The organism is Desulfitibacter alkalitolerans DSM 16504 (assembly GCF_000620305.1).
GTDB lineage: Bacteria > Bacillota > DSM-16504 > Desulfitibacterales > Desulfitibacteraceae > Desulfitibacter > Desulfitibacter alkalitolerans.
Genome location: NZ_KK211100.1, coordinates 184,815 through 205,871, shown reverse-complemented (window position 1 = coordinate 205,871; position 21,057 = coordinate 184,815). Strand labels below are relative to the sequence as shown.

The window sequence follows — 21,057 nt, the reverse complement described above, 5'->3', positions numbered from 1 at the left end:
GGTGAATTTAATGAAAAGAACAGTAATAAAAAATGGCTATATTCTAACCATGGAAAGGGACATTAATAATCCCGGAGACAACTATTTTCAAGGTGATGTAATCTTAAATGGAGATAAAATAGAATCAGTACACATTGGCAGCCGGAAGTACGTCTCAGATGATTTTCACATTATTGATGCTGCCGGCATGGCAGTAATGCCTGGACTAATTAATTGTCATACCCATGCTGCCATGACTTTATTAAGAGGTTACGCAGATGACCTGCCATTAATGGAATGGTTGGAAAAGAAGATATGGCCCCTTGAAGCAAAGCTGCAGCCTGAGTACGTTTACTGGGGAACAAAGCTTGCAGTTTTAGAGATGATCAGGGGTGGAACAACCTGCTTTGCTGACATGTATTTTATGATGGACCAGGTAGCAGAGGCTGTTGAGGAAACAGGTATTAGAGCTTCTCTAAGCAGAGGTTTAATATCCTTTAATAATGGACAAAAGGCTTTAGAGGAAAGCATTGATTTTGTTAAAAAATACCACGAGACAGCTGAGGGCAGAATAACCACCATGTTGGCACCCCATGCACCCTATACTTGCGTTCCCGAATACCTGCAGGAGGTTTCTCACGAGGCAAAAAAACTAGGAGTAGGAATACATATTCATATAGCAGAAACCTTGGCTGAAGTTAGCCAGATAAAAGAAAAATACGGCAAATCCCCAGTTGAAATGGTTTATGATGCAGGAGTATTTGCTGTAAGCCCTGTTTTGGCTGCACACTGTGTACACATGTCAGATAATGATTTAAAAATATTAGCCCGGGAGAAGGTCAATGTGGCTCATAACCCTGAAAGTAATATGAAGCTTGCCAGCGGTATTGCTCCAGTTACCAAGATGATTGAAATGAATATTAATGTTGGAATAGGAACTGATGGTGCTGCCAGCAATAATAATTTGGATATGTTCCAGGAAATGAGAAGTGCTGCCCTGCTTCAAAAGGTCCATACCTATAATCCTACTGTTATTTCTTCCTATCAGGCCCTTGCCATGGCCACCTGCTGTGGAGCCAGGGCCCTTGGTTTGGACCAGGAGATTGGAAAAATACAAGCAGGTATGCAGGCAGATATAATTCTAGTTGACTTAAATAGCCCTCATCTTCAGCCCTTACACGATGTAAATGCCCACCTGGTTTATTCTGCAGGTGCAGCTGACGTGGACACAGTTATAATAAATGGCAGGGTTGTTATGAAGAATAAGGAGATAAAAACAATAGATGAAGAAAGGGTGACCTTTGAAATACGAGACATTATTAAAAAGCTTATTTAATTTTATCTAATTCTAGATTTTCGTATAATTCACATGAAATATATCTAGGACAACTATAAATCTGTTGTCATTCTGTACTTGACAAAAGACGCCAGTTATATTAATATTCCTCTGTGAAGTAAAAATACTTTACAGCAATGGATGTGACTGTATTTGAATACTATACCCAAAATAAATGAATCAGCTAGATTATTTGATTTTTATGGAACTCTGCTCACAGAAAAACAGCAGCTGATTTTTAAATTATACTATTATGATGATTTATCCTTAGGTGAGATTGCACAAGAGCTTAATATCAGCAGACAAGCAGTATATGACATTATAAAACGTACAGAAAACTTGTTGAAAAACTATGAAGATAATTTACAATTGTGGGCCAAATACCAAAAAACGGAAAAAAATATAAAAGATATAAAGCCAAGATTGTTAGCAAGTAATATTGATGGAAAAGAAAAACAACGACTTTTGGCATTATTAGATAGTTTGCTGGAAAACTAGGCAGCATTTAGAACAATTCTAATTTAAAAGAATTTCTAGCTTTAAATAAAGGAGGGGAACAAATGGCTCTATTTTCTAGCTTGAGTGAAAAGCTTCAGGATACCTTCAAAAGGCTTAAGGGAAAAGGCAAGCTTTCTGAAGCAGACATTGATGCAGCAATGCGTGAAGTTAGGATAGCTCTTTTAGAAGCAGATGTAAACTTTAAAGTTGTGAAAAAATTTATAGCTAGTGTTAAAGAAAGAGCCATTGGCAGCGAGGTTTTAGAAAGTCTAACTCCTGGACAGCAGGTTATCAAAATTGTAAATGATGAACTGGTTAATTTGATGGGAGAAAAAGAGGCCAATATTGTCTTCGCCTCCAAACCACCAACAGTAATAATGATGGTAGGCCTTCAGGGCTCTGGTAAAACCACCTCATCTGCAAAATTGGCAAAAACCTTCAAAAAGAAAGGTCGTAGTCCCTTGCTGGCAGCATGTGATATTTATCGTCCAGCTGCTATTAAACAGTTAGAGGTGTTAGCTGGACAGTTGGAGATACCAGTATTTTCAAAGGGGCAAGAAAATCCAGTTTTAATAGCTGAAGAAGCAGTAGCTTATGCCAGGAATAATGGCAGCGACGTTGTTATTATTGACACTGCTGGAAGGCTGCACATAGATGAAGATTTAATGGGAGAGTTAGAAAATATCAAGGCACAGGTAAATCCAACTGAAATTTTGCTGGTAGTTGATGCAATGACTGGTCAAGATGCAGTAAATGTTGCTGAAACCTTTGATCAAAAGTTTGGTATTACTGGAATTATCTTGACAAAATTAGATGGCGATACCCGTGGTGGGGCGGCCCTTTCCATTAGAGAAGTAACAGGAAAACCAATTAAATTTGTAGGTGTTGGAGAGAAGCTGGATGCTTTAGAAACATTCTATCCAGATAGAATGGCATCTAGAATTCTAGGTATGGGTGATGTGCTTACCCTCATTGAGAAAGCGCAGGAAACCTTTGATGCAAAAAAAGCAAAGGAAATGGAGGCCAAGCTTCGCACCCAGCAGTTTACCCTTGAAGATTTTCTCGATCAATTACAGCAAATGAAGAGCATGGGTCCCCTTGAGGACCTGCTTGGTATGATTCCTGGCATGGGTAAACAGCTTAAGAATATGCAGGTTGATGAAAAAGAGTTAGTTAAAACAGAAGCAATAATTCAATCCATGACACCCAAGGAAAGAGCAAAGCCTGAGATTATAAATGGAAGCAGGAAAAAAAGAATAGCCATGGGTAGTGGTACCAAGGTGCAGGATGTTAATAAATTACTTAAGCAATTCCTGGAGGCCAGGAAAATGATGAAACAGTTTTCTGGGGGTCAGAATTTTAAAAAAGTGAAGAAAAAATCCAAAGGCATGTTTAACCTGCCGATGTTTAAGTAATATATTTATTTATAGGTTAGTTTATGAAGGGGGTGAGATAATGGCAACTAGAATAAGGCTAAGAAGAATGGGCAGTAAAAAAGCACCTTTTTACAGATTGGTAGTAGCTGATTCACGTTCTCCGAGGGATGGTAGATTTATTGAAGAGGTTGGATACTATAATCCAATAAAGGAAGACTTAAATATTAATGAAGAAAGAGCTGTTAAGTGGCTTAAAGATGGCGCACAGCCTTCTGAAACAGTAAGAGCCCTTTTTAGAAAAGCTGGTGTTATTCAAAAAATTAATGAAAAATAGTACATCAGGTTATAATGGGAGGATATCTTACCATGAAAGAATTAGTAGAATTCATAGCAAAATCCTTGGTGGATAATCCTGATGATGTCTCTGTTACACAGGTTGATGGTGAAAGGTCAATACAATTAGAATTGCGAGTAGCACCTGAAGACATGGGCAAGGTCATTGGGAAGCAGGGTAGAATAGCCAAGGCATTAAGAACTGTACTAAAGGCAGCAGCAGCAAAGGAAGGAACTCGAGTTGTTGTTGAGATTGTTCAATGAAAAGGGTCTTTATGGCCCTTTTTGTCTAATACAAAAACATATGTCATCCAAAATGTCTATTAATTAGTGGTAGGTGAGGTTGTGGAAGAGATTAAAATTATTCAACCAGTTACAGTTAAAACAATTGTTACCGAAAGTTTAAAAGATAGCCTTTTAAGTGAGTTAGATGCCCTTTTAAAACAAATAGAGACTGAACTCCAATATTTAAGTTTCAAGATAAAGCGAACAGCATTAGAATTAGAGAAAAAACATAGCGAAGAACTATCCATAATTAAAAATGAGTTTGAAAATGAAAAAAACAAAAACTATGAAAAGATAAGAAAAATCAAAGAGAATATGGAAGCAATTAAGAACCTTTCTTTAGGTGAAGAAATTGTCAAGGGTTCTGTTGAGAGGATAGTAAATATTAAAATCGGGGATAATTGGAGTAAATTAGAGAATTGTGAAATCCTTTTAAAGGACAATGAAGTAATAGAAATTAGGAAGGTCGGATGCTAGCGTGGCTACTGAAAAGGTTCTAATAACAGTTGGTATAATATCCAAGCCTCATAATTTAAATGGTGCAGTAAAAGTTCTTCCTATTACTGATTTTCCTGAAAGGTTTTTAGACAGACAAGAAATATTGGTGGAGATAAGAGATAAAATAGAATTAATGAAAATATCTAATGTGTCCTTGCATACTGGTTTTCTAATTATGCAATTGGAAGGCGTTGATTCCATTGAAAAAGCTGAACAATTAAAGGGAGCATACTTAAAAATATCTCAGGCCCAATTAGCACCTTTGAACGATAATGAGTTTTACATATTTCAATTAATAGATATGGATGTTAAGGATACCCAAGGAAATTACATTGGTAAATTGATTGAAGTTCTCAAAACAGGTGCCAATGATGTCTATGTAGTTAAAGATCAGGCTAATGAAGAAATATTAATACCAGCACTAAAAAAGGTTGTAAAAAAAATAGATCCTGAGGCTAAAGAAATGACGGTAGAAATGCTGCCAGAATTTGATACCACCAGGTGATTGATATGAAAATCGATGTAATAACCATATTCCCACAGATGATTGATTTACCATTAAGTATGAGTATTATTGGAAAAGCTCGTGAGAAAGGAATTCTTGACTTATGCGTCCATAATCTTAGAGATTATTCCGGGAATAAGCATTACTCTGTTGATGACACCCCCTATGGAGGTGGGCCAGGAATGGTTATGAAGGTAGAACCCTTTTTTAATGCCATTAATAGTCTCCAATTGGACAAAGAGGCCAGCAGGATTATCCTCATGTCCCCACAGGGTGCAACCCTGACTCAGGATAAGGTTAAACAATTATCTAAACTCAAACGAATGGTAATACTATGTGGGCATTATGAAGGAATTGATGAAAGGGTCAATGAGCTTCTTGTAGATGAAGAAATATCCATTGGGGACTATGTATTGACAGGTGGAGAACTTGGTGCAATGGTTTTAATAGATGCTGTAACACGCCTATTACCCAATGTATTAGGACATGATGAATCTATTTTGGAGGAAAGCTTTTCTGAAGGACTTCTAGAATATCCTCATTATACAAAGCCAAGAGAATTTCAGGGTTTAAAGGTGCCGGAAGTGCTCCTTTCTGGAAATCATGCAATAATTGACCGCTGGAGAAGAGAACAAGCTATTATTCGGACCTTTCATAAAAGGCCGGATTTATTAAAAAATGCAAAGCTGAGTCAGGTCGATCAGGCTTTGATTGAGAAATTACGCATGGGTGAAATCTGAAATGAAAAAGCCATCTATCTATATTTGTTTAGTCCATTATCCTATTAAAAATCAGAACAACCAGATAATAACCACTTCCATTACTAATCTGGATGTCCACGATATTGCTCGTTTAAGTACCACCTATGGTCTAGCCGGATATTATATTGTACAACCCCTTAATAGGCAGCGGGAGCTGTTTCAGGAGTTGATAGATTACTGGAAAAAGGGTGTTGGTGCAAACTATAACTCGCATAGAGCCAGGGCCTTTCATAAGGTGAGAATGGTAGCCAGTATAGAAGAATGCTTGCAGGATATAGGCATTGATAAAGAACCAATAGTGGTTGCTACTGGAGCCAATATGCAGGGAAATATAGGATATTTACAGCTAAGGGAACTTGCAGAGACTAAAGATATATTAATATTATTTGGAACCGGATGGGGTCTTACTGATGATATTACTTATAAGGCCCATTATAAGCTTGATCCTATAGTAGGAGCTGATGATTATAATCACTTATCAGTACGAAGTGCGGCTTCAATAATTATTGACCGTTTATGCTGTAAAAAATGGTGGTGAATTCTTGTCAACCGATAAATACTTTGTTATAATCATAGTTGTGCAATTTTTAATTTGTTAAATTATCCGCCATAGAGGAAGGAGGTACATAAATATGGACGTATTAAAGGTAGTAGAATCCGAGCAGTTAAAAAAGGATCTGCCAGGTTTTAATGCTGGGGATACTGTAAGAGTTCATGTTAAGGTTGTTGAGGGAACCAGAGAAAGGATTCAGGTCTTCGAAGGAATTGTTTTAAAGAGACAGGGAACAGGCCTGCGTGAAACCTTTACAGTAAGAAGGGTCTCTTATGGAGTAGCCGTAGAAAGAACATTTCCATTGCATTCACCCAAGATAGAAAAAATTGAGGTCATTAGAAGAGGTAAGGTTCGCAGGGCTAAATTGTACTATTTAAGAGATAGAATTGGAAAGAGTGCTAAAATTAAAGAAAAAAGGTAAAGGACTGATTGTTCAGTCCTTTTTAACCTTCATTACCTTATTATTATAAACCAATCCCCCCATGGATATCATGCTGCAATAAACAGTATATTACCATAAATTAAAAGAGTCTTGAAAAAAGTGCTATAATCTATATATAAGCACTTTTGCTATTATTTTATCAAGAGCCAGCCGCAAATAAAGAAAAATTTATATTTATCTATTAATAAAATATGCCAATAATAGTTGCATAAGAAAAAACTATAAAAATTATTTTGAATAAAATTGAAATCATAGGAAAATCATTATAGGCTAATAATAATTACCAAACATAGGGAAGGGAGATTATTAAGTGGTAGTACAATGGTATCCAGGCCATATGGCAAAAGCCAAAAAGACTTTGAAAGAGAATATCAAGATGATAGATGTTGTAGTTGAATTGCTAGATGCCAGGATACCTGCTTCTAGTCAAAATCCTATTCTCAAGGAATTAACTGTCAATAAACATAGGATAGTTGTTTTAAACAAAGAAGATTTGGCCAATCCTCATATAACAAAAGCCTGGATAAATGCATTTCACAATAATGGTATCAAAGCCATAGCTGTAGATTCTATTAGCAAAAGAGGCATTAATGAAACTCTTCGCAGCATTGCCCAAACTCCCATTAGAGATAGTGCTGCTAGAAGACTTAATATTAAAAGACCTGTTCGGGCAATGGTGGTTGGAATACCTAATGTGGGCAAATCCATGTTTATCAACAGTCTTGTGGGGAGAAGTACAGCTAAAACAGGCAATAAACCAGGTGTTACTAAGGGTAATCAATGGATAAAGATAAAAGAAAACGTCCAATTACTGGATACTCCGGGTATTCTTTGGCCAAAGTTTGATAATGAAGAAACCGGCTTGCATTTAGCCTATGTAAACTCTATTGGTCCCAAAGCCTTTGACATTGAAGATATAGTTTATTCTTTAACAAAGTTTCTTGCTGTCAATTATCCAAATTCCTTAAAAGAAAGATACAACCTTTGTGAGTTGCTTGATGATACTAACACTATTATTAAGCTGGTAGGCAAATCCAGAGGTTTTTTGCTTAAAGGTGGTGATGTGGATCTCCGAAAAACTAGTGAAACTATTTTAAAAGACTTTAGAGATGGAAAATTAGGACGAATTAGTTTAGAAACGCCTGAGGAGAGGGAAGTTTTGAATGGTGGTAATTAATAATAAAGAAATTTTTAAATATGATAAAGAATATTATGTAAATAGGGGATTTTTTCTTGGTGGTATTGACGAAGCAGGCAGGGGACCCCTGGCTGGACCAGTAGTGGCAGCTTGTGTAATACTACCAGAGGGTTGGGAAATAGACGAACTAGATGACTCTAAAAAGCTTACACAAAAGCAGAGGGAAAGGCTTGAAACAGAGATAAAAAAGGCTGCCGTTGACTGGGCAGTAGCATATTGCCCTCCAAAACTGATTGACCAAATAAACATTTTGGAGGCGACAAAAATGGCAATGGTAATGGCTTACCAGATGCTCAGGGTCAAACCAGATTTACTTTTAATTGATGCAATTAAAATCAACTATTTTCCGGTCAGACATTTTGGTATTGTAAAGGGAGATTCAAAAAGTGCATCCATAGCTGCTGCAAGCATAATTGCCAAACAAGCCAGGGACAGGTATATGCTGGAGCTTCATGAGGAATATCCTTACTACGGATTTTCCAAAAACAAAGGGTATCCCACAAAGGATCATTATGAGCGTATAAAAACATATGGACCTTGTGAAGAACATCGTTTTTCTTTTCGAGGAATATCATAACTTTTTGCAGCAAACACTATTTTAAATTAGGTGAGGCTGTAGGATAAAGTTTAAATATTTAGAAGGAATCAACGTATTTTTATAGAATTAAAAAGATTGTGCTTGTTTTATACTATTTTTTTCGGGAGGAGGTTATGCATGAGTCACGAATTTCATTCACTTTTAGTATTCCTGATATTAGGTGGAGGCTTTGCAGTAGTAGTACTTGCAACTTCATGGCTGGTTAGGCCTAATAATCCTTCACCTGAAAAGCTATGTACCTACGAATGCGGTGTGGATACTCAAGGACCTACCTGGGTACAGTTTAAGGTTAGTTATTTTTTATACGCACTAGTATTTTTGGTATTTGATGTAGAAACTGTTTTTCTATATCCCTTTGCTGTAATGTATAAAGAATTTGGGGCTCCAGCCTTAATAGCAATGGGTATTTTTCTAGTTGTTTTAGTAATCGGGCTGTGGTACGAGTGGAAGGAAGGAGCATTGGAATGGAAATAAAGAAGAATAATCTGCATGAAGAGTCTCCTGAGGAAATGGTGAAAAAGAATATTATTCTAACTACTGTGGATAAGGTATTTGATTATGCCAGGGCACATTCCTTTTGGCCAGTTACCATGGGACTAGCTTGCTGCGCAATTGAAATGATGGCTGCCGGTGGAGCCAGGTACGATATTGCAAGATTTGGCTATGAGGTTTTTAGACCATCTCCAAGGCAGGCAGACCTGATGATAGTTGCAGGTACAATAACTAAAAAGATGGAACCATTAGTTAAAAGGATTTATGAACAGATGTCAGAGCCAAAATATGTTATTGCCATGGGAAGCTGTGCAATATCAGGCGGGCCCTTTGCAGGATCATATAATGTAGTTGATGGTGCAGATACTTTCCTGCCTGTAGATGTATATGTGCCGGGTTGCCCCCCAAGACCTGAGGCGCTTTTGCACGGACTTTTGGAACTTAGGAGAAAAGTAATAAATCCTGAAGTGGTAAAGGGGAAGTAATATGGATATTATAAAGAGTATTATTGATAAGTTTGGGGACAAGGTTCAATTAGTTGAGGGTTTAGATTACCCAACATTTATTTTAAATAGAGAGAGCTTTTTAGATATAGTCACAGCTTTGAAAGAAGATCAAGAGTTTAATTTTAGCTTTTTGCTTGATATTACTGCAGTGGATTATGAAGAAAGTATTCAAGGTGTTTATCATTTAATGAACTTAGAAGAAAAGATTATTATTCGCCTTAAAGTAGACCTTGACAAGGACAAGCCTGCAATATCGTCACTTGTAAGTTTATATAGGGGTGCGGACTTACAGGAACGTGAGACATTTGACCTGATGGGAGTTTACTATGAAGGCCATCCAAATCTAAAAAGAGTTTTGTGTCCTGATGATTTCCAGGGTCATCCCTTAAGAAAAGATTTTTCAATGAGGATTAGGGGTTCAAAATAAAGTGAGGTATCAATTATGTCAAGAGAACAATGTGATATAACCACACAAGAATTTCAACTTAATATGGGTCCACAGCATCCAAGTACCCATGGTGTATATAGAGCTATTCTCACGCTAGATGGTGAGACAGTTACTAACGTTGAAAACGTAATGGGATATTTACACAGGGGAATGGAGAAAATTGCAGAAAACAGGACTTATACCCAATTTATTCCATATACTGACAGGCTAGACTATATAGCCCCTGCATTAAACAATTGGGCCTATGTGGGAGTTGTGGAAAAGCTCATGGGTTTAGAAGTTCCTGAAAGAGCAGAATATATGCGTGTAATTCTTGGAGAGCTACAAAGGATTGCCAATCATCTTGTTTATGTAGCTAGTTTTGCCCTGGATTTAAATGGATTTTCTGCCTGGATGTATATGTTCAGAGACAGGGAAAAGATTTTAGACTTGTTTGAAATGGTTACAGGGTCGAGAATGACATTAAACTCCATGCGTGTAGGTGGAATGCCCAGCGAATTCCCACCAGAATTCATACCTGCACTAGAAAAACTTCTTGCAGAACTCCCAGAATGCTTCGAAGAGTACGATGGTATAGTTACTGGAAATGAAATTTTTCATGCCAGAACCAAAAATGTAGGCATAATGAATGCAGAAACAATCATTAACTATGGAATGGGTGGCGTAAATCTAAGAGCTTCCGGCCTAAAGTATGACCTGCGTAAAGAAATGCCATATAGCGTGTACGATCAGTTTGAATTCGATATACCCATTGGGGAAAAGGGAGATTGTTTTGATAGATATGTAGTCCGGATGGAGGAAATGAGAGAATCTATAAAGATTATTAAGCAGGCCATAGCTAAAATGCCTGATGGTCCTATAATGACAAAAGTTCCAAGAATAATAAAGCCTCCTAAAGGAGAAGCCTATTTCCATATGGAAGGGGCCAAGGGTTGGTTAGGGTTTTACCTTGTTAGTGATGGATCAACCAATCCTTATAGATTGCACATTCATGCGCCATCTTTTATTTCGCTAGGTGCTTTTCCTGAAATGTCAAGGGGAACTTATATACAGGATTTAGTTGCTATCCTTGCTTCTATAGATATTGTTCTAGGAGAGGTGGATAGATAAATCTTTAATGCAGGGGAGATTAAACATGGAAAATATTTTTGTAAATTTAGCAACAATAATTAGGGATTTTTTAGCTGGTCTGGGCTTGAGTCCAACAGCAGTTGATATAGTCATGGTCAGCATACAGGCCATAGCTATCTTGGTCTTTTTATTGTTAAATGTTTTATATCTGGTTTATCTGGAAAGAAAAATTAGTGCTTATATTCAGCAGAGACTTGGCCCAAATAGGGTGGGTCCAAGAGGATTTTTTCAAACAACCTTGGATGTTATCAAGCTTTTGGGAAAAGAAGACATAGTTCCAGACTGTGCTGATAAATGGCTCTTTCGTCTGGCACCAATAGCTATTTTTATACCAACCATGATGGTATTTGCTGTAGTGCCCTTTGGAGAAAACATGATAGCTGTAGATTTAAATATAGGGATTTTCTATTTTATAGCTATTGCTTCCACAACTGTCATGGCATTTATCATGGCAGGCTGGGGTTCCAATAATAAATATTCATTGCTTGGTGGAATGCGTACAGTTGCTCAAATGATAAGTTATGAGATACCCCTTGTATTCTCATTGCTAGGTGTTGTAATGATTACTGGATCATTGAAAATGTCAGAAATTGTAGCAGCACAACAGAATGCATGGTTCATAGTGATGCAGCCCCTGGCCTTTATAATATTTTTTATTGCTGCAACAGCAGAGCTTAACAGGGCACCCTTTGATTTGCCCGAGGGGGAGCAGGAGATTGTAGCAGGCCCATATACAGAATATAGTGGTATGCGTTTTGCTCTGTTTTTCCTGGCTGAATATGCTAATATGGTAGCCATGTCGGTAATAATTGTGACAGTATTTTTAGGTGGTTGGCATGGACCATTTTTGCCTTCGTGGTTATGGGTATTTATAAAAATGTATTTAGTAATAACTCTATTCATGTGGTTAAGATGGACCTTCCCCAGAATCAGGGTAGACCATTTAATGAGCTTTAACTGGAAGGTACTCTTACCATTGGCAATTATTAATATTGTAATTACTGGAGTAGTAATCAAAGTTATCCAATGGTTTTAGGAGGTGTTATAAATGTACGGTAAGGGTTTACTAAAAGGTCTTTCTATTACAATGAAGAATCTTTTTGGTAAGGCAATCACTCAGCAATATCCAGAGGTAAAGCCTAATTTGCCTCCTAGATCCCATGGATTTTTCAATTTTTCCATGGACAAATGTATTGCCTGTGGGCTTTGTGCAAAAGCCTGTCCTAATGAGGTAATTGAGCTCAATAGTGAAAAGGGAGAAGATAAGAAAAAAATTCTTACAGAATTTAAGATGGAACTAGGTTATTGCCTCTTTTGCGGTTTATGTATAGAGGTTTGTCCCACAGATGCTTTGAACTCCTCCACAGATTTCGAGTTGTCATGCTTTACCAGGGATGCAACAGTATATGACTTCTTAAATAAAAGTGGAGAAGGTCATTCTAAGGTGTAAGGGAGTGAAATAAATGTTGGAAGTATCACCGTTGGTTTTTTGGATTGTGTCTGCAGTTGTTGTTGGTTCAGCTTTGGCAGTTGTTCTTTCTAAAAACATTGTGCACAGTGCATTGTTTTTGGTAGTCAGCTTTGTTGCTGTAGCAGGTGTATATGCCATTTTAGGTGTTGATTATATTGCTGCTGTCCAAATCTTAGTCTATGCTGGAGCCATAGCTATTATTCTGGTTTTTGGCATCATGCTTACTAAAAGAGGCGACATGAAGGACAGCAACTTGTTTAGCCAGTATAAATATATAGGGTTTTTTGTGAGTGCTGCTTTTTTAGCAGTAACAGTCTACATGATTTCTTTAAGTGATCTGCCTGCAGTTGCCGGGGAGATGGGCAGTACTGTCAGATTGGTAGCAATAGACATGTTCGGAGATTTTGTTATTCCCTTTGAAGGGGCTGCAATCCTGTTACTGGTTGCAATGGTCGGAGCCGTTATGTTGGCGAGGGGGGGGGACAAAAAACAATGACAGCTATAGGTATGGAGCATTATTTGATTCTTGCTGCACTGTTATTTACCATAGGCTTTTATGGTGCAGTGGCAAAAAGAAATGCCATTGCTGTTTTAATGGGTGTTGAACTAATGTTAAATGCAGTTAATATAAATCTGGTTGTTTTTAATAGGTTTTTAAACCCTGATGCAGCCATGGGTTTTGTCTTTGCAATCTTTGTCATTGTTGTTGCTGCCGCAGAAGTAGCAGTTGGTCTGGCAATTATCATTAAGATATACCGCGAAAGACTTGTTACTAATGTGGATAATATTGATTGGTTAAAATGGTAGATGTTAACTGAAAAGGTAGGTGAGAAGATTGATAGAACTAGCGTGGCTTTTGCCAATTTTGCCATTATTGGCTTTTGTGCTCATAGCATTTCTTACAAAGAAATTTAAACTGTTTAGTGCCCTTTTATCTGTAATTACCATGGGAGTATGTCTAATCATATCCATAGGAATTGCAGTTGAAGTGTTGCGATATGGAGTAACCATGGAAGGTCCCGTGGAGTATTCAGTTAACTGGTTATCTTTACCGGGATTAACAATTGAAGCGGGAGTTTTAATAGACCCACTTACAGCTGTAATGCTGATAGTAGTTTGCTTCATAGCTTTAATGGTCAATATATATTCTCTTGCTTACATGGAAGGGGACCCAGGGTTCTCAAGATATTTCGGATACCTTTCCCTGTTTTCTGCATCAATGTTAGGCTTGGTAGTTGCGAATAACTACTTTCAGATGTTCTTTTTCTGGGAACTGGTTGGTTTAAGTTCCTATCTGCTAATTGGGTTTTATTTTGGAAAGCATTCAGCTGTTGAAGCCAATAAAAAAGCTTTTATTGCCAACAGGGTTGCCGACTTTGGCTTCCTATTAGGATTTTTCTACCTGTTTTTAATGTTTGGCACCTTCAATTTTGGAGAACTCGCTGATGCCATACCAGCTTTTGCCAATACCACAATGCTTGCTGTTGCAGCCATCCTTGTGTTTATCGGCCCAGTAGGAAAAAGTGCCCAGTTTCCATTACATGTTTGGTTGCCTGATGCAATGGAGGGTCCAACTCCAGTAAGTGCTTTAATACATGCTGCTACAATGGTTGCAGCTGGCGTTTATCTGATTTCCCGCCAATTTGTTTTATTTGCCCATTCTGATGTGGCCTTGTTAGTAATTGCCTATGTGGGTGGTTTTACTGCATTATTTGCAGCAACCATCGCCATAGTTAATTCAGATATTAAGCGAATACTTGCATTCTCAACCTTAAGCCAGCTAGGCTACATGGTAATGGTTTTAGGTGTGGGAAGTGTGACTGCAGGTATGTTCCACCTTACAACCCATGCATTCTTCAAAGCTTTATTGTTCCTGGGTGCTGGCAGTGCAATTCACGCAGTCCACAGTAATAATATCTGGAAAATGGGTGGGCTTAATAAGAAAATGCCCATAACTACCTGGACCTTTGTTATAGGGGCCCTGGCTTTAGCCGGAATTTTTCCGTTGGCAGGGTTTTGGAGTAAGGATGAAATACTCCTGGTAACCAGAGATGCTGGCTTTACTGGTCTCTATATACTAGCAACATTTGTAGCCTTTTTAACAGCATTTTATATGTTCAGACTAATATTTGTAGCCTTCTTTGGTGAATCTAGAGCTGAACATGAGCCCCATGAATCACCACCAGCAATGACAATACCATTAATTATTTTGGCGGTATTCTCAGTCATAGCAGGATTTATCGGTGCACCATTTTTGGAAAAGGCATTCTGGGCTTATGTTTACTATGGCTACCCTCATCACCCAGTACCGGATTTAATGATAATGGTTGTATCTACAGTTATTGCTCTTTCAGGAATACTGCTAGCATGGCTGATATACTATAAAAAGGTCATATCAGCAGAGAAAATCAAAGAAACATTCAAACCCATATATATACTCCTGGAAAATAAGTATTACATTGATGAAATCTATCAATGGTTCTTTGATAAGGTTGTATTAGTAATTTCAAGTGCCTTTAACTGGAGTGACAGGAATTTAGTAGATGGTACAGCTCATGGTATTTCTGATGGTATCAGAGGTGCCGGGGCGCGAATGAGATTCATTCAAACTGGCAACATGCAGAACTATGCCTTGGTCATCTTTATCGCCGTAATTCTACTGGTAATATGGATGGCAATACCAGTGCTAGGAGGGATATAAATGAATTTTCCAGTTTTATCTATCATAATGCTAGCACCGGTAGTAGGGGCTCTAGTAATTCTTTTAATACCTGAAAAAGAAGAAAAGCTTATTAAAATTACAGCAGCAATTTCTGCTTCAGTATCCCTGATTCTATCCATTGCAATTTTTGTTTTGTATGACAAAAGCATTGGTGGAATGCAATTTGTAGAAAGTATTCCCTGGGTGGATTATCTGGGAATAAACTATGCTGTTGGTGTAGACGGATTAAGTCTGCCAATGGTTCTTTTGACAAGTTTAGTTATATTCACAGGTGTCTTTGCCTCATGGGACATGCGCAACAGAATCAAGGAGTTCTTTGTCTTCCTGCTGATTCTAACTGCTGGTGTTTTTGGGGTGTTCATTGCCTTGGATTTGTTCTTCTTCTACCTCTTTTTTGAAGTAGCATTAATTCCAATGTACGTGCTTATTGGGCTTTGGGGTAGTACCAGAAAAGAATATGCGGCAATGAAGCTGACACTTTATCTGTTGATTGGTAGTGTGTTTGCATTAGTTGCAATAATAGCCACTTTCTTATATGCTGCAGCTCCAGAGCATTTAGGCTTTATCACACTGGATATAATGGCCCTTGGAACTGTAACATATGACATTGCTTTCCAGAAGTTTGCGTTTTTCTTAATGCTTGTTGGTTTTGGCTTTTTGGTTCCAATGTGGCCATTACACACCTGGTCACCAGACGGTCACGTTGCTGCACCAACAGCAGTAAGTATGCTGCACGCTGGTGTTATTATGAAGCTTGGTGGTTACGGTTTAATAAGACTTGGGCTTTTCTATTATCCTGAAGGGGCCAAATACTGGGCTCCGGTAATAGCCCTGTTGTGTATAGTAAACGTGGTCTACGGTGCTCTGGTGGCCATGGTTCAAAAGGATCTAAAATTTGTTATTGGATACTCTAGTGTTAGCCATATGGGTTATGTTTTATTAGGAATAGCTGCATTAAATACTTTAAGCTTGGATGGTGCTGTTGCACAAATGTTTGCCCATGGTATTATGACTGCTCTTTTCTTTGCTCTCGTTGGACATATTTACCATAGGGCACATACCAGGGAAATTGCACGTTTTGGTGGCCTGGCTCATCAAATGCCCAGGATTGCTGCAGGATTTGTCATAGCTGGTCTAGCATCATTAGGCCTGCCTGGACTAAATAACTTTGTAGCTGAATTCTTGATATTCCTTGGTGCTTTCTCAGTTGATCAGGTTATTTTTGGTTTTATCTCCTTCAGGTTCCTGGCCATACTAGGTATACTTGGTATTGTAATTACCGCTACCTATGTTTTAAGGGTTGTTCAGTTTACTTTCTTTGGGCCCAGGAAGGAAGAGTGGGATCATCTAGAGGATGCAAGGGGTGTGGGCATGATACCAATGGTTGTCCTAATTGGTACACTAATCCTATTTGGTGTATATCCTGCTCCCTTGATTGATCTGATTAATGTTGGAGTTGAACCCCTGGTAGAAAAAATTCAAGCCGCGGCTGCTATAAGGGGGATATTCTAATGGGAATGAATATATATCTTTTAGTACCTGAATTAATTGCAGGAGCTCTTGGATTATTAATCTTAGTTTTAGGACTTTTAGTGCCTAAAACTGAAACAAAGGGTTTTGGCTATATTACCCTGGCTGGCTTAATTATGGTACTTGTATCAACCATTATGTTTCAAGGGGTTAATGAAAGATTTCTAGAGGGCATGTATATTATTGATCCCTTTGCCAACTTCTTTAAACAATTAGTACTAATATCTGCTGTCCTTGTGGTATTAGTCTCCTTTGAGTATATAGGAAAGTTGGGCTATTACCAGTCAGAATATTATTCTTTGCTTGTATTCATTACTCTTGGCATGATGATGATGGTATCTGCCGGTGACCTTGTTACATTTTATGTAGGATTAGAATTGATGACAATTACCTTTATAGTGCTTACTGCCTTTTTAAGAAACAGACCAACAAGTACAGAGGCAGGATTAAAGTATTTGATACTAGGTGCCATGTCGTCTGGTATATTACTGTATGGTCTTAGTTTACTCTATGGTGCGACAGGAACCGTTATTATTGAGGACATGGTAGCAGCAGTTGCAGTTAACGGTGTACAACCACTACTAGTACTAGGAATGATATTTACACTGTCTGGATTAGCCTTTAAAGTTTCTGCAGTGCCCTTTCACATGTGGTCACCAGATATTTACGAGGGTGCCCCGACGCCAATTACAGCTTTCCTGGCTGTAGCATCCAAGGCAGCTGCCTTTGCAGTACTAGTTAGGATTTTTGTAATTGCACTTCCTGACCTGGCAAATCTTTGGATAGTGGTGGTTACAGCCTTAGCTGTTCTTACCATGATTTTTGGTAACCTGGTAGCAATACCCCAGACTAATATAAAGAGAATGCTTGCTTACTCAAGTATTGCACAAGCCGGTTATATTTTACTTGGCTTAATTGCCTTTAGTGAACTTGGTATAGCTGCATTATTGTTCTATTCAATGACCTATGTTTTTGCTAATATTGGAGCCTTTGCTGTGGTAGCAGCCTTTTACAACAGGACCGGATCCTTTGAGATTAAAGATTATGCTGGACTTGCCACCAGATCTCCCTTGTTAGCGGCAGCCATGTTCATAAGCCTTATATCCCTTGCAGGATTACCGCCTTTAGCAGGGTTTGTAGGAAAGCTGCTCCTCTTTACTGCTATTATAGACGCGGGATATGTATGGCTGGCTTTCATAGGAATTGTCATGAGTATGGTTTCTGTTTATTACTACCTGATTGTAGTAAAGGTTATGTATATAGGTAAGGCTGAGGAAAATGCAGAACCAGTCAGGGTATCGTCTGGATTAAAAACAGCCGTTGTAATATGTATGGTTGTCAGCTTATTCTTGGGAATCTACTTTACTCCATTAATTGACCTAACTGTTCAAGCTGCAAATTCCCTATTTATTCAGTAAAGAAAAATCCTTAAAACAAAAGTCCTGGTAGTGTTATAATGCTCCTAGGGCTTTTTCTTTTACATATTATCCGGGGAGTGGAGAGAATGGACAATCATGAAATAGGCAAAAGAGGTGAATTGCTGGCACAAAAACACTTAAAGGAAATAGGATATGAGATTATTACTGTTAATTATCGATGCAAATTAGGTGAAATAGATATTATTGCATATAAGGAGAATTACATAGTATTTATTGAGGTAAAAACCAGAAGAAACACCAACTATGGCTTACCTTACGAAAGTGTTTCAGCTGTGAAACAAAAGAAAATCCGAAAGGTTGCAGCATATTACTTAAAGGTTAACAATATATTCCAAAAGAACTGCCGCTTTGATGTTGTTTCCATTGAAAAAAAAGGAATGGATTATACCTGCGAAATTATTCAGGATGCCTTTTAGATAATACTTTAAATAATACGTGGATTTATTCACATAATATCATTAACAGCTTTTAACGTGGGGGTGGTATATGTGAATGGAGCTTTTCTTATAAAAATTGCAAAGTTCAGGCAGGTTGGAATAAGTGCAGCTGGTTTTATGTTGACTGGGGCAGGCATATATTGGTTAACCAGATATGGTATTAAGAGGACCATAAATAATTTTACAAAAACAATAATGACAGAACCCTATGAGAGAAATTTAATGGAACTGTATAGTGCAACTAAAAGGATAGGCTTCCAGAATGTAGTTGAAAACAACATGAGAGCAGAAAAGGGTACAGTCATCGAGAGACCCCTGGGAAGTCCAAGGAAATTTTTACACTTTGATGATTTAATGTTTAATATGGCCCAATTGGACAAACATGCTACTGAAGATAATGTGATCATAGACACCTCTGTAATAATTGGCCCAAAGGCCAAAAAACCCTTGAAGGTTAGCATTCCAATACTTGTGGGAGGAATGGCAAATGGAACTGCCTTAGACAGCAAAGTGAAGGTTGCCATAGCCAGGGCCGCATCAGCAGCAGGGACTGCTACAAATACCGGAGAAGCCGGCATGCATCCTGCAGAAAGAAAAGCTGCCAAGCTTTTAATACTGCAGCTGCCCAGGGCAAGCTGGGCAAGGGACAAAAAAACCCTTAGAAAGGCAGATATGATCGAAATTCAAATTGGGCAGGGTGCTTATGGTGGGGTAGGTCATATTACCAAAGAGAAAGAACTGGATAAAACTTCTCGCAGAATAATGGGGTTAAAGAAAAACCAGGATGCTGTAATAAATGCCATAATGCCAGAACTTAAAAATCAAGGATCCCTAAAAGAATTAGTTGGTGAATTAAAGGAGGTTACAGGTGGTGTGCCTGTAGGCTGCAAAATAGGTTGTGGTAAATATTTAGAAAGGGATCTGGATGTGGCTATAATGTCTGAAGTAGACTTCATAACCCTGGGTGGTGCTCAAGCTGGCGGCAGCGGCAGTCCACCTATTCTACAGGATGATTTTGGCCTGCCTACATTATATGCATTATGTAGGAGCGTTAAATACCTTGAAAGCAAAAACCTCAAAGGAAAAGTCAGCCTGATTGTTTCAGGGGGATTATTTAACCCAGGACATTTTTTAAAAGCCATTGCTCTGGGAGCAGATGCCGTATATATTGGTACAGCAGCATTATATGCAGTATCTCACAATCAGGTTTTTCAGGCTTTACCCTTTGAACCACCAACCCAGGTGGTTTGGTACAATGGCGTATTTAAAAAACAATTTAATATTTATGAGGGTGCTAAAAGCCTGGAAAAGTTTTTGAAATCCTGTACCCTGGAAATGGAGGATGGCATTAAGGCTTTAGGCAAAACATCAATCAGGGAAGTTAACAGGGATGATTTAATGGCACTTACAAAGGAGGTTTCTGAGATAACAGGTGTTGAACTTGCCTACTAAGAGCCTAATTATTCCTTGTATCTAATTAACATATTTTTTGAGGGGAAGTGAAATGGTGTATTATCTAGGCTTGGACCTGGGGGGAACAAAAATTGAAGCTGCACTTGTAGATAAGAGAGGAAATATATTGAGCTCCAATCGAGTTCTAACTATGGCTGAAGATGGTCCTGAAAAGGTCTTAAACAGAATGTGTGTACTTCTAGATGAAGTTGTTAATGCAGGTCAGCTATCTTTTCGTGATATTTCTGGAATAGGCATGGGAGTGCCTGGAGCAGTTGATCACACAAGGGGTCGTATTTATTTTCTTACTAATTTACCCGGTTGGAATGATTTTCCCATTAGGGACTTTTTTCAGTCTAAATATAATATTCCAGTTACATTAAACAATGATGCAAATGCTGCAGCTTTAGCTGAGCATATTTTTGGAAGTGGGACAGGAGCCAGGCATATGATTTATCTTACTGTAAGTACTGGTATTGGTGGCGGTTTAATCGTTAATGGAAGTCTTCTCAATGGGGCCTGGGGGGCTGCCGGAGAAATAGGGCATATGATTCTTGATATAAATGGAGATGAATGCAATTGCGGAAATAAAGGTTGTTGGGAAACCATAAGCTCAGGCAGTGCCATTGCCAGGGGAGTTATAGAAAGAATTAAGGCAGGACAAAAGAGTATGGTTACAAAACTGGCTGCTCTTAATGATATCAGGGCGGAACATGTCTTCAAGGCCAGAGAAATGGGTGATATGGTTTCTACTGAAGTTACAGATCGGGCTATTGATTTTTTAGGTATTGGCATTGCAAACCTTGTAAATGTTATTAACCCTGAAAAGGTAATTATAGGTGGAGGGGTAGCAAAGGTAGGGGATTTACTATTTGCAAGGGTACGTGAAAGGGTAGAAAAGCTGGCCTATGGTCCAGCCTCTAAAGTAGAAATACAGCCAGCACACCTGGGTGCCAAAACGGGAGTTGTTGGAGCTGCAGCCCTGGCCATGGTAGTATCCACTAATTAAATATTATTTATGCTTTCTGGCAGGAAAAATATAGAAACAGGCAGAATTAGAGTAATAG

General features: G+C 38.3%; 26 protein-coding genes. All 26 read left to right on the top strand.

Going from position 1 to position 21,057, the window contains the following annotated elements; genetic code table 11:
• The first annotated feature begins 10 nt into the window (after positions 1 to 10).
• Entirely contained in the window at positions 11 to 1,315 is a 1,305-nt protein-coding gene (locus K364_RS0106630; RefSeq protein ID WP_028307370.1) for an amidohydrolase, read from the top strand.
• 153 nt (positions 1,316 to 1,468) lie between these two features.
• On the top strand, positions 1,469 to 1,813 hold the full coding sequence (gene ylxM / locus K364_RS0106625) for a YlxM family DNA-binding protein (protein WP_242841666.1): 345 nt from the start codon (positions 1,469 to 1,471) through the stop codon (positions 1,811 to 1,813).
• Between the two features lie 62 nt (positions 1,814 to 1,875).
• Positions 1,876 to 3,228 (top strand): signal recognition particle protein, encoded by a 1,353-nt coding sequence (gene ffh, locus K364_RS0106620; RefSeq protein ID WP_028307368.1) that lies wholly within the window; start codon positions 1,876 to 1,878, stop codon positions 3,226 to 3,228.
• A 40-nt stretch (positions 3,229 to 3,268) separates the two neighbouring features.
• A complete protein-coding gene (rpsP, locus tag K364_RS0106615) occupies positions 3,269 to 3,523 on the top strand; it encodes a 30S ribosomal protein S16 (protein WP_028307367.1) in 255 nt (84 codons plus the stop codon).
• A 32-nt stretch (positions 3,524 to 3,555) separates the two neighbouring features.
• Positions 3,556 to 3,786, top strand: coding sequence for a KH domain-containing protein (locus K364_RS0106610; RefSeq protein ID WP_028307366.1), 231 nt, complete (start codon positions 3,556 to 3,558; stop codon positions 3,784 to 3,786).
• Between the two features lie 81 nt (positions 3,787 to 3,867).
• Positions 3,868 to 4,284, top strand: a complete 417-nt coding sequence (locus tag K364_RS0106605) for a YlqD family protein (RefSeq protein ID WP_028307365.1) — start codon at positions 3,868 to 3,870, stop codon at positions 4,282 to 4,284.
• 1 nt (position 4,285) lies between these two features.
• On the top strand, positions 4,286 to 4,810 hold the full coding sequence (gene rimM, locus K364_RS0106600) for a ribosome maturation factor RimM (RefSeq protein ID WP_051533842.1): 525 nt from the start codon (positions 4,286 to 4,288) through the stop codon (positions 4,808 to 4,810).
• Positions 4,811 to 4,815: 5 nt separating this feature from the next.
• On the top strand, positions 4,816 to 5,550 hold the full coding sequence (gene trmD / locus K364_RS0106595) for a tRNA (guanosine(37)-N1)-methyltransferase TrmD (RefSeq protein WP_028307363.1): 735 nt from the start codon (positions 4,816 to 4,818) through the stop codon (positions 5,548 to 5,550).
• 1 nt (position 5,551) lies between these two features.
• Positions 5,552 to 6,109, top strand: coding sequence for an RNA methyltransferase (locus K364_RS0106590; RefSeq protein WP_028307362.1), 558 nt, complete (start codon positions 5,552 to 5,554; stop codon positions 6,107 to 6,109).
• A 94-nt stretch (positions 6,110 to 6,203) separates the two neighbouring features.
• Complete coding sequence (gene rplS, locus K364_RS0106585; protein ID WP_028307361.1) at positions 6,204 to 6,545, top strand: 50S ribosomal protein L19; 342 nt, start codon at positions 6,204 to 6,206, stop codon at positions 6,543 to 6,545.
• A gap of 331 nt (positions 6,546 to 6,876) precedes the next feature.
• Positions 6,877 to 7,743: a ribosome biogenesis GTPase YlqF gene (ylqF, locus tag K364_RS0106580; RefSeq protein WP_028307360.1), complete on the top strand. Its 867-nt coding sequence runs from the start codon at positions 6,877 to 6,879 to the stop codon at positions 7,741 to 7,743.
• Positions 7,730 to 8,341 (top strand): ribonuclease HII, encoded by a 612-nt coding sequence (rnhB, locus tag K364_RS23070; protein ID WP_051533841.1) that lies wholly within the window; start codon positions 7,730 to 7,732, stop codon positions 8,339 to 8,341. The genes ylqF and rnhB overlap by 14 nt, the downstream gene beginning before the upstream one ends.
• Before the next feature lie 138 nt (positions 8,342 to 8,479).
• Entirely contained in the window at positions 8,480 to 8,836 is a 357-nt protein-coding gene (locus tag K364_RS0106570) for an NADH-quinone oxidoreductase subunit A (RefSeq protein WP_028307359.1), read from the top strand.
• Complete coding sequence (locus K364_RS0106565; protein ID WP_028307358.1) at positions 8,827 to 9,339, top strand: NADH-quinone oxidoreductase subunit B; 513 nt, start codon at positions 8,827 to 8,829, stop codon at positions 9,337 to 9,339. The genes K364_RS0106570 and K364_RS0106565 overlap by 10 nt, the downstream gene beginning before the upstream one ends.
• A 1-nt stretch (position 9,340) precedes the next feature.
• The gene (locus K364_RS0106560; protein WP_028307357.1) at positions 9,341 to 9,787 is read left to right on the top strand and encodes an NADH-quinone oxidoreductase subunit C; all 447 of its coding nucleotides are present in this window, start codon (positions 9,341 to 9,343) and stop codon (positions 9,785 to 9,787) included.
• Between the two features lie 15 nt (positions 9,788 to 9,802).
• On the top strand, positions 9,803 to 10,918 hold the full coding sequence (locus tag K364_RS0106555) for an NADH-quinone oxidoreductase subunit D (protein WP_028307356.1): 1,116 nt from the start codon (positions 9,803 to 9,805) through the stop codon (positions 10,916 to 10,918).
• Between the two features lie 25 nt (positions 10,919 to 10,943).
• On the top strand, positions 10,944 to 11,975 hold the full coding sequence (gene nuoH / locus K364_RS0106550) for an NADH-quinone oxidoreductase subunit NuoH (protein WP_028307355.1): 1,032 nt from the start codon (positions 10,944 to 10,946) through the stop codon (positions 11,973 to 11,975).
• Positions 11,976 to 11,987: 12 nt separating this feature from the next.
• Complete coding sequence (locus tag K364_RS0106545) at positions 11,988 to 12,389, top strand: NuoI/complex I 23 kDa subunit family protein (protein WP_028307354.1); 402 nt, start codon at positions 11,988 to 11,990, stop codon at positions 12,387 to 12,389.
• Positions 12,390 to 12,402: 13 nt separating this feature from the next.
• A complete protein-coding gene (locus K364_RS0106540; protein WP_028307353.1) occupies positions 12,403 to 12,906 on the top strand; it encodes an NADH-quinone oxidoreductase subunit J family protein in 504 nt (167 codons plus the stop codon).
• On the top strand, positions 12,903 to 13,217 hold the full coding sequence (gene nuoK, locus K364_RS0106535; RefSeq protein WP_028307352.1) for an NADH-quinone oxidoreductase subunit NuoK: 315 nt from the start codon (positions 12,903 to 12,905) through the stop codon (positions 13,215 to 13,217). Before K364_RS0106540 ends, nuoK begins: the two co-directional genes overlap by 4 nt.
• A gap of 28 nt (positions 13,218 to 13,245) precedes the next feature.
• Complete coding sequence (gene nuoL, locus K364_RS0106530) at positions 13,246 to 15,111, top strand: NADH-quinone oxidoreductase subunit L (RefSeq protein ID WP_028307351.1); 1,866 nt, start codon at positions 13,246 to 13,248, stop codon at positions 15,109 to 15,111.
• Entirely contained in the window at positions 15,112 to 16,644 is a 1,533-nt protein-coding gene (locus K364_RS0106525; RefSeq protein ID WP_028307350.1) for a complex I subunit 4 family protein, read from the top strand. It abuts the gene before it with no gap.
• Positions 16,644 to 18,080 carry an NADH-quinone oxidoreductase subunit N gene (locus K364_RS0106520; RefSeq protein WP_028307349.1) on the top strand — a complete coding sequence of 479 codons (1,437 nt, stop codon included), beginning with the start codon at positions 16,644 to 16,646 and terminating at the stop codon, positions 18,078 to 18,080. Before K364_RS0106525 ends, K364_RS0106520 begins: the two co-directional genes overlap by 1 nt.
• A gap of 86 nt (positions 18,081 to 18,166) precedes the next feature.
• Positions 18,167 to 18,517: a YraN family protein gene (locus K364_RS0106515; protein ID WP_028307348.1), complete on the top strand. Its 351-nt coding sequence runs from the start codon at positions 18,167 to 18,169 to the stop codon at positions 18,515 to 18,517.
• Between the two features lie 72 nt (positions 18,518 to 18,589).
• Positions 18,590 to 19,990: an FMN-binding glutamate synthase family protein gene (locus K364_RS23065; RefSeq protein ID WP_084295556.1), complete on the top strand. Its 1,401-nt coding sequence runs from the start codon at positions 18,590 to 18,592 to the stop codon at positions 19,988 to 19,990.
• Between the two features lie 52 nt (positions 19,991 to 20,042).
• Complete coding sequence (locus K364_RS0106505; RefSeq protein WP_028307347.1) at positions 20,043 to 20,999, top strand: ROK family protein; 957 nt, start codon at positions 20,043 to 20,045, stop codon at positions 20,997 to 20,999.
• Positions 21,000 to 21,057: the final 58 nt, after the last annotated feature.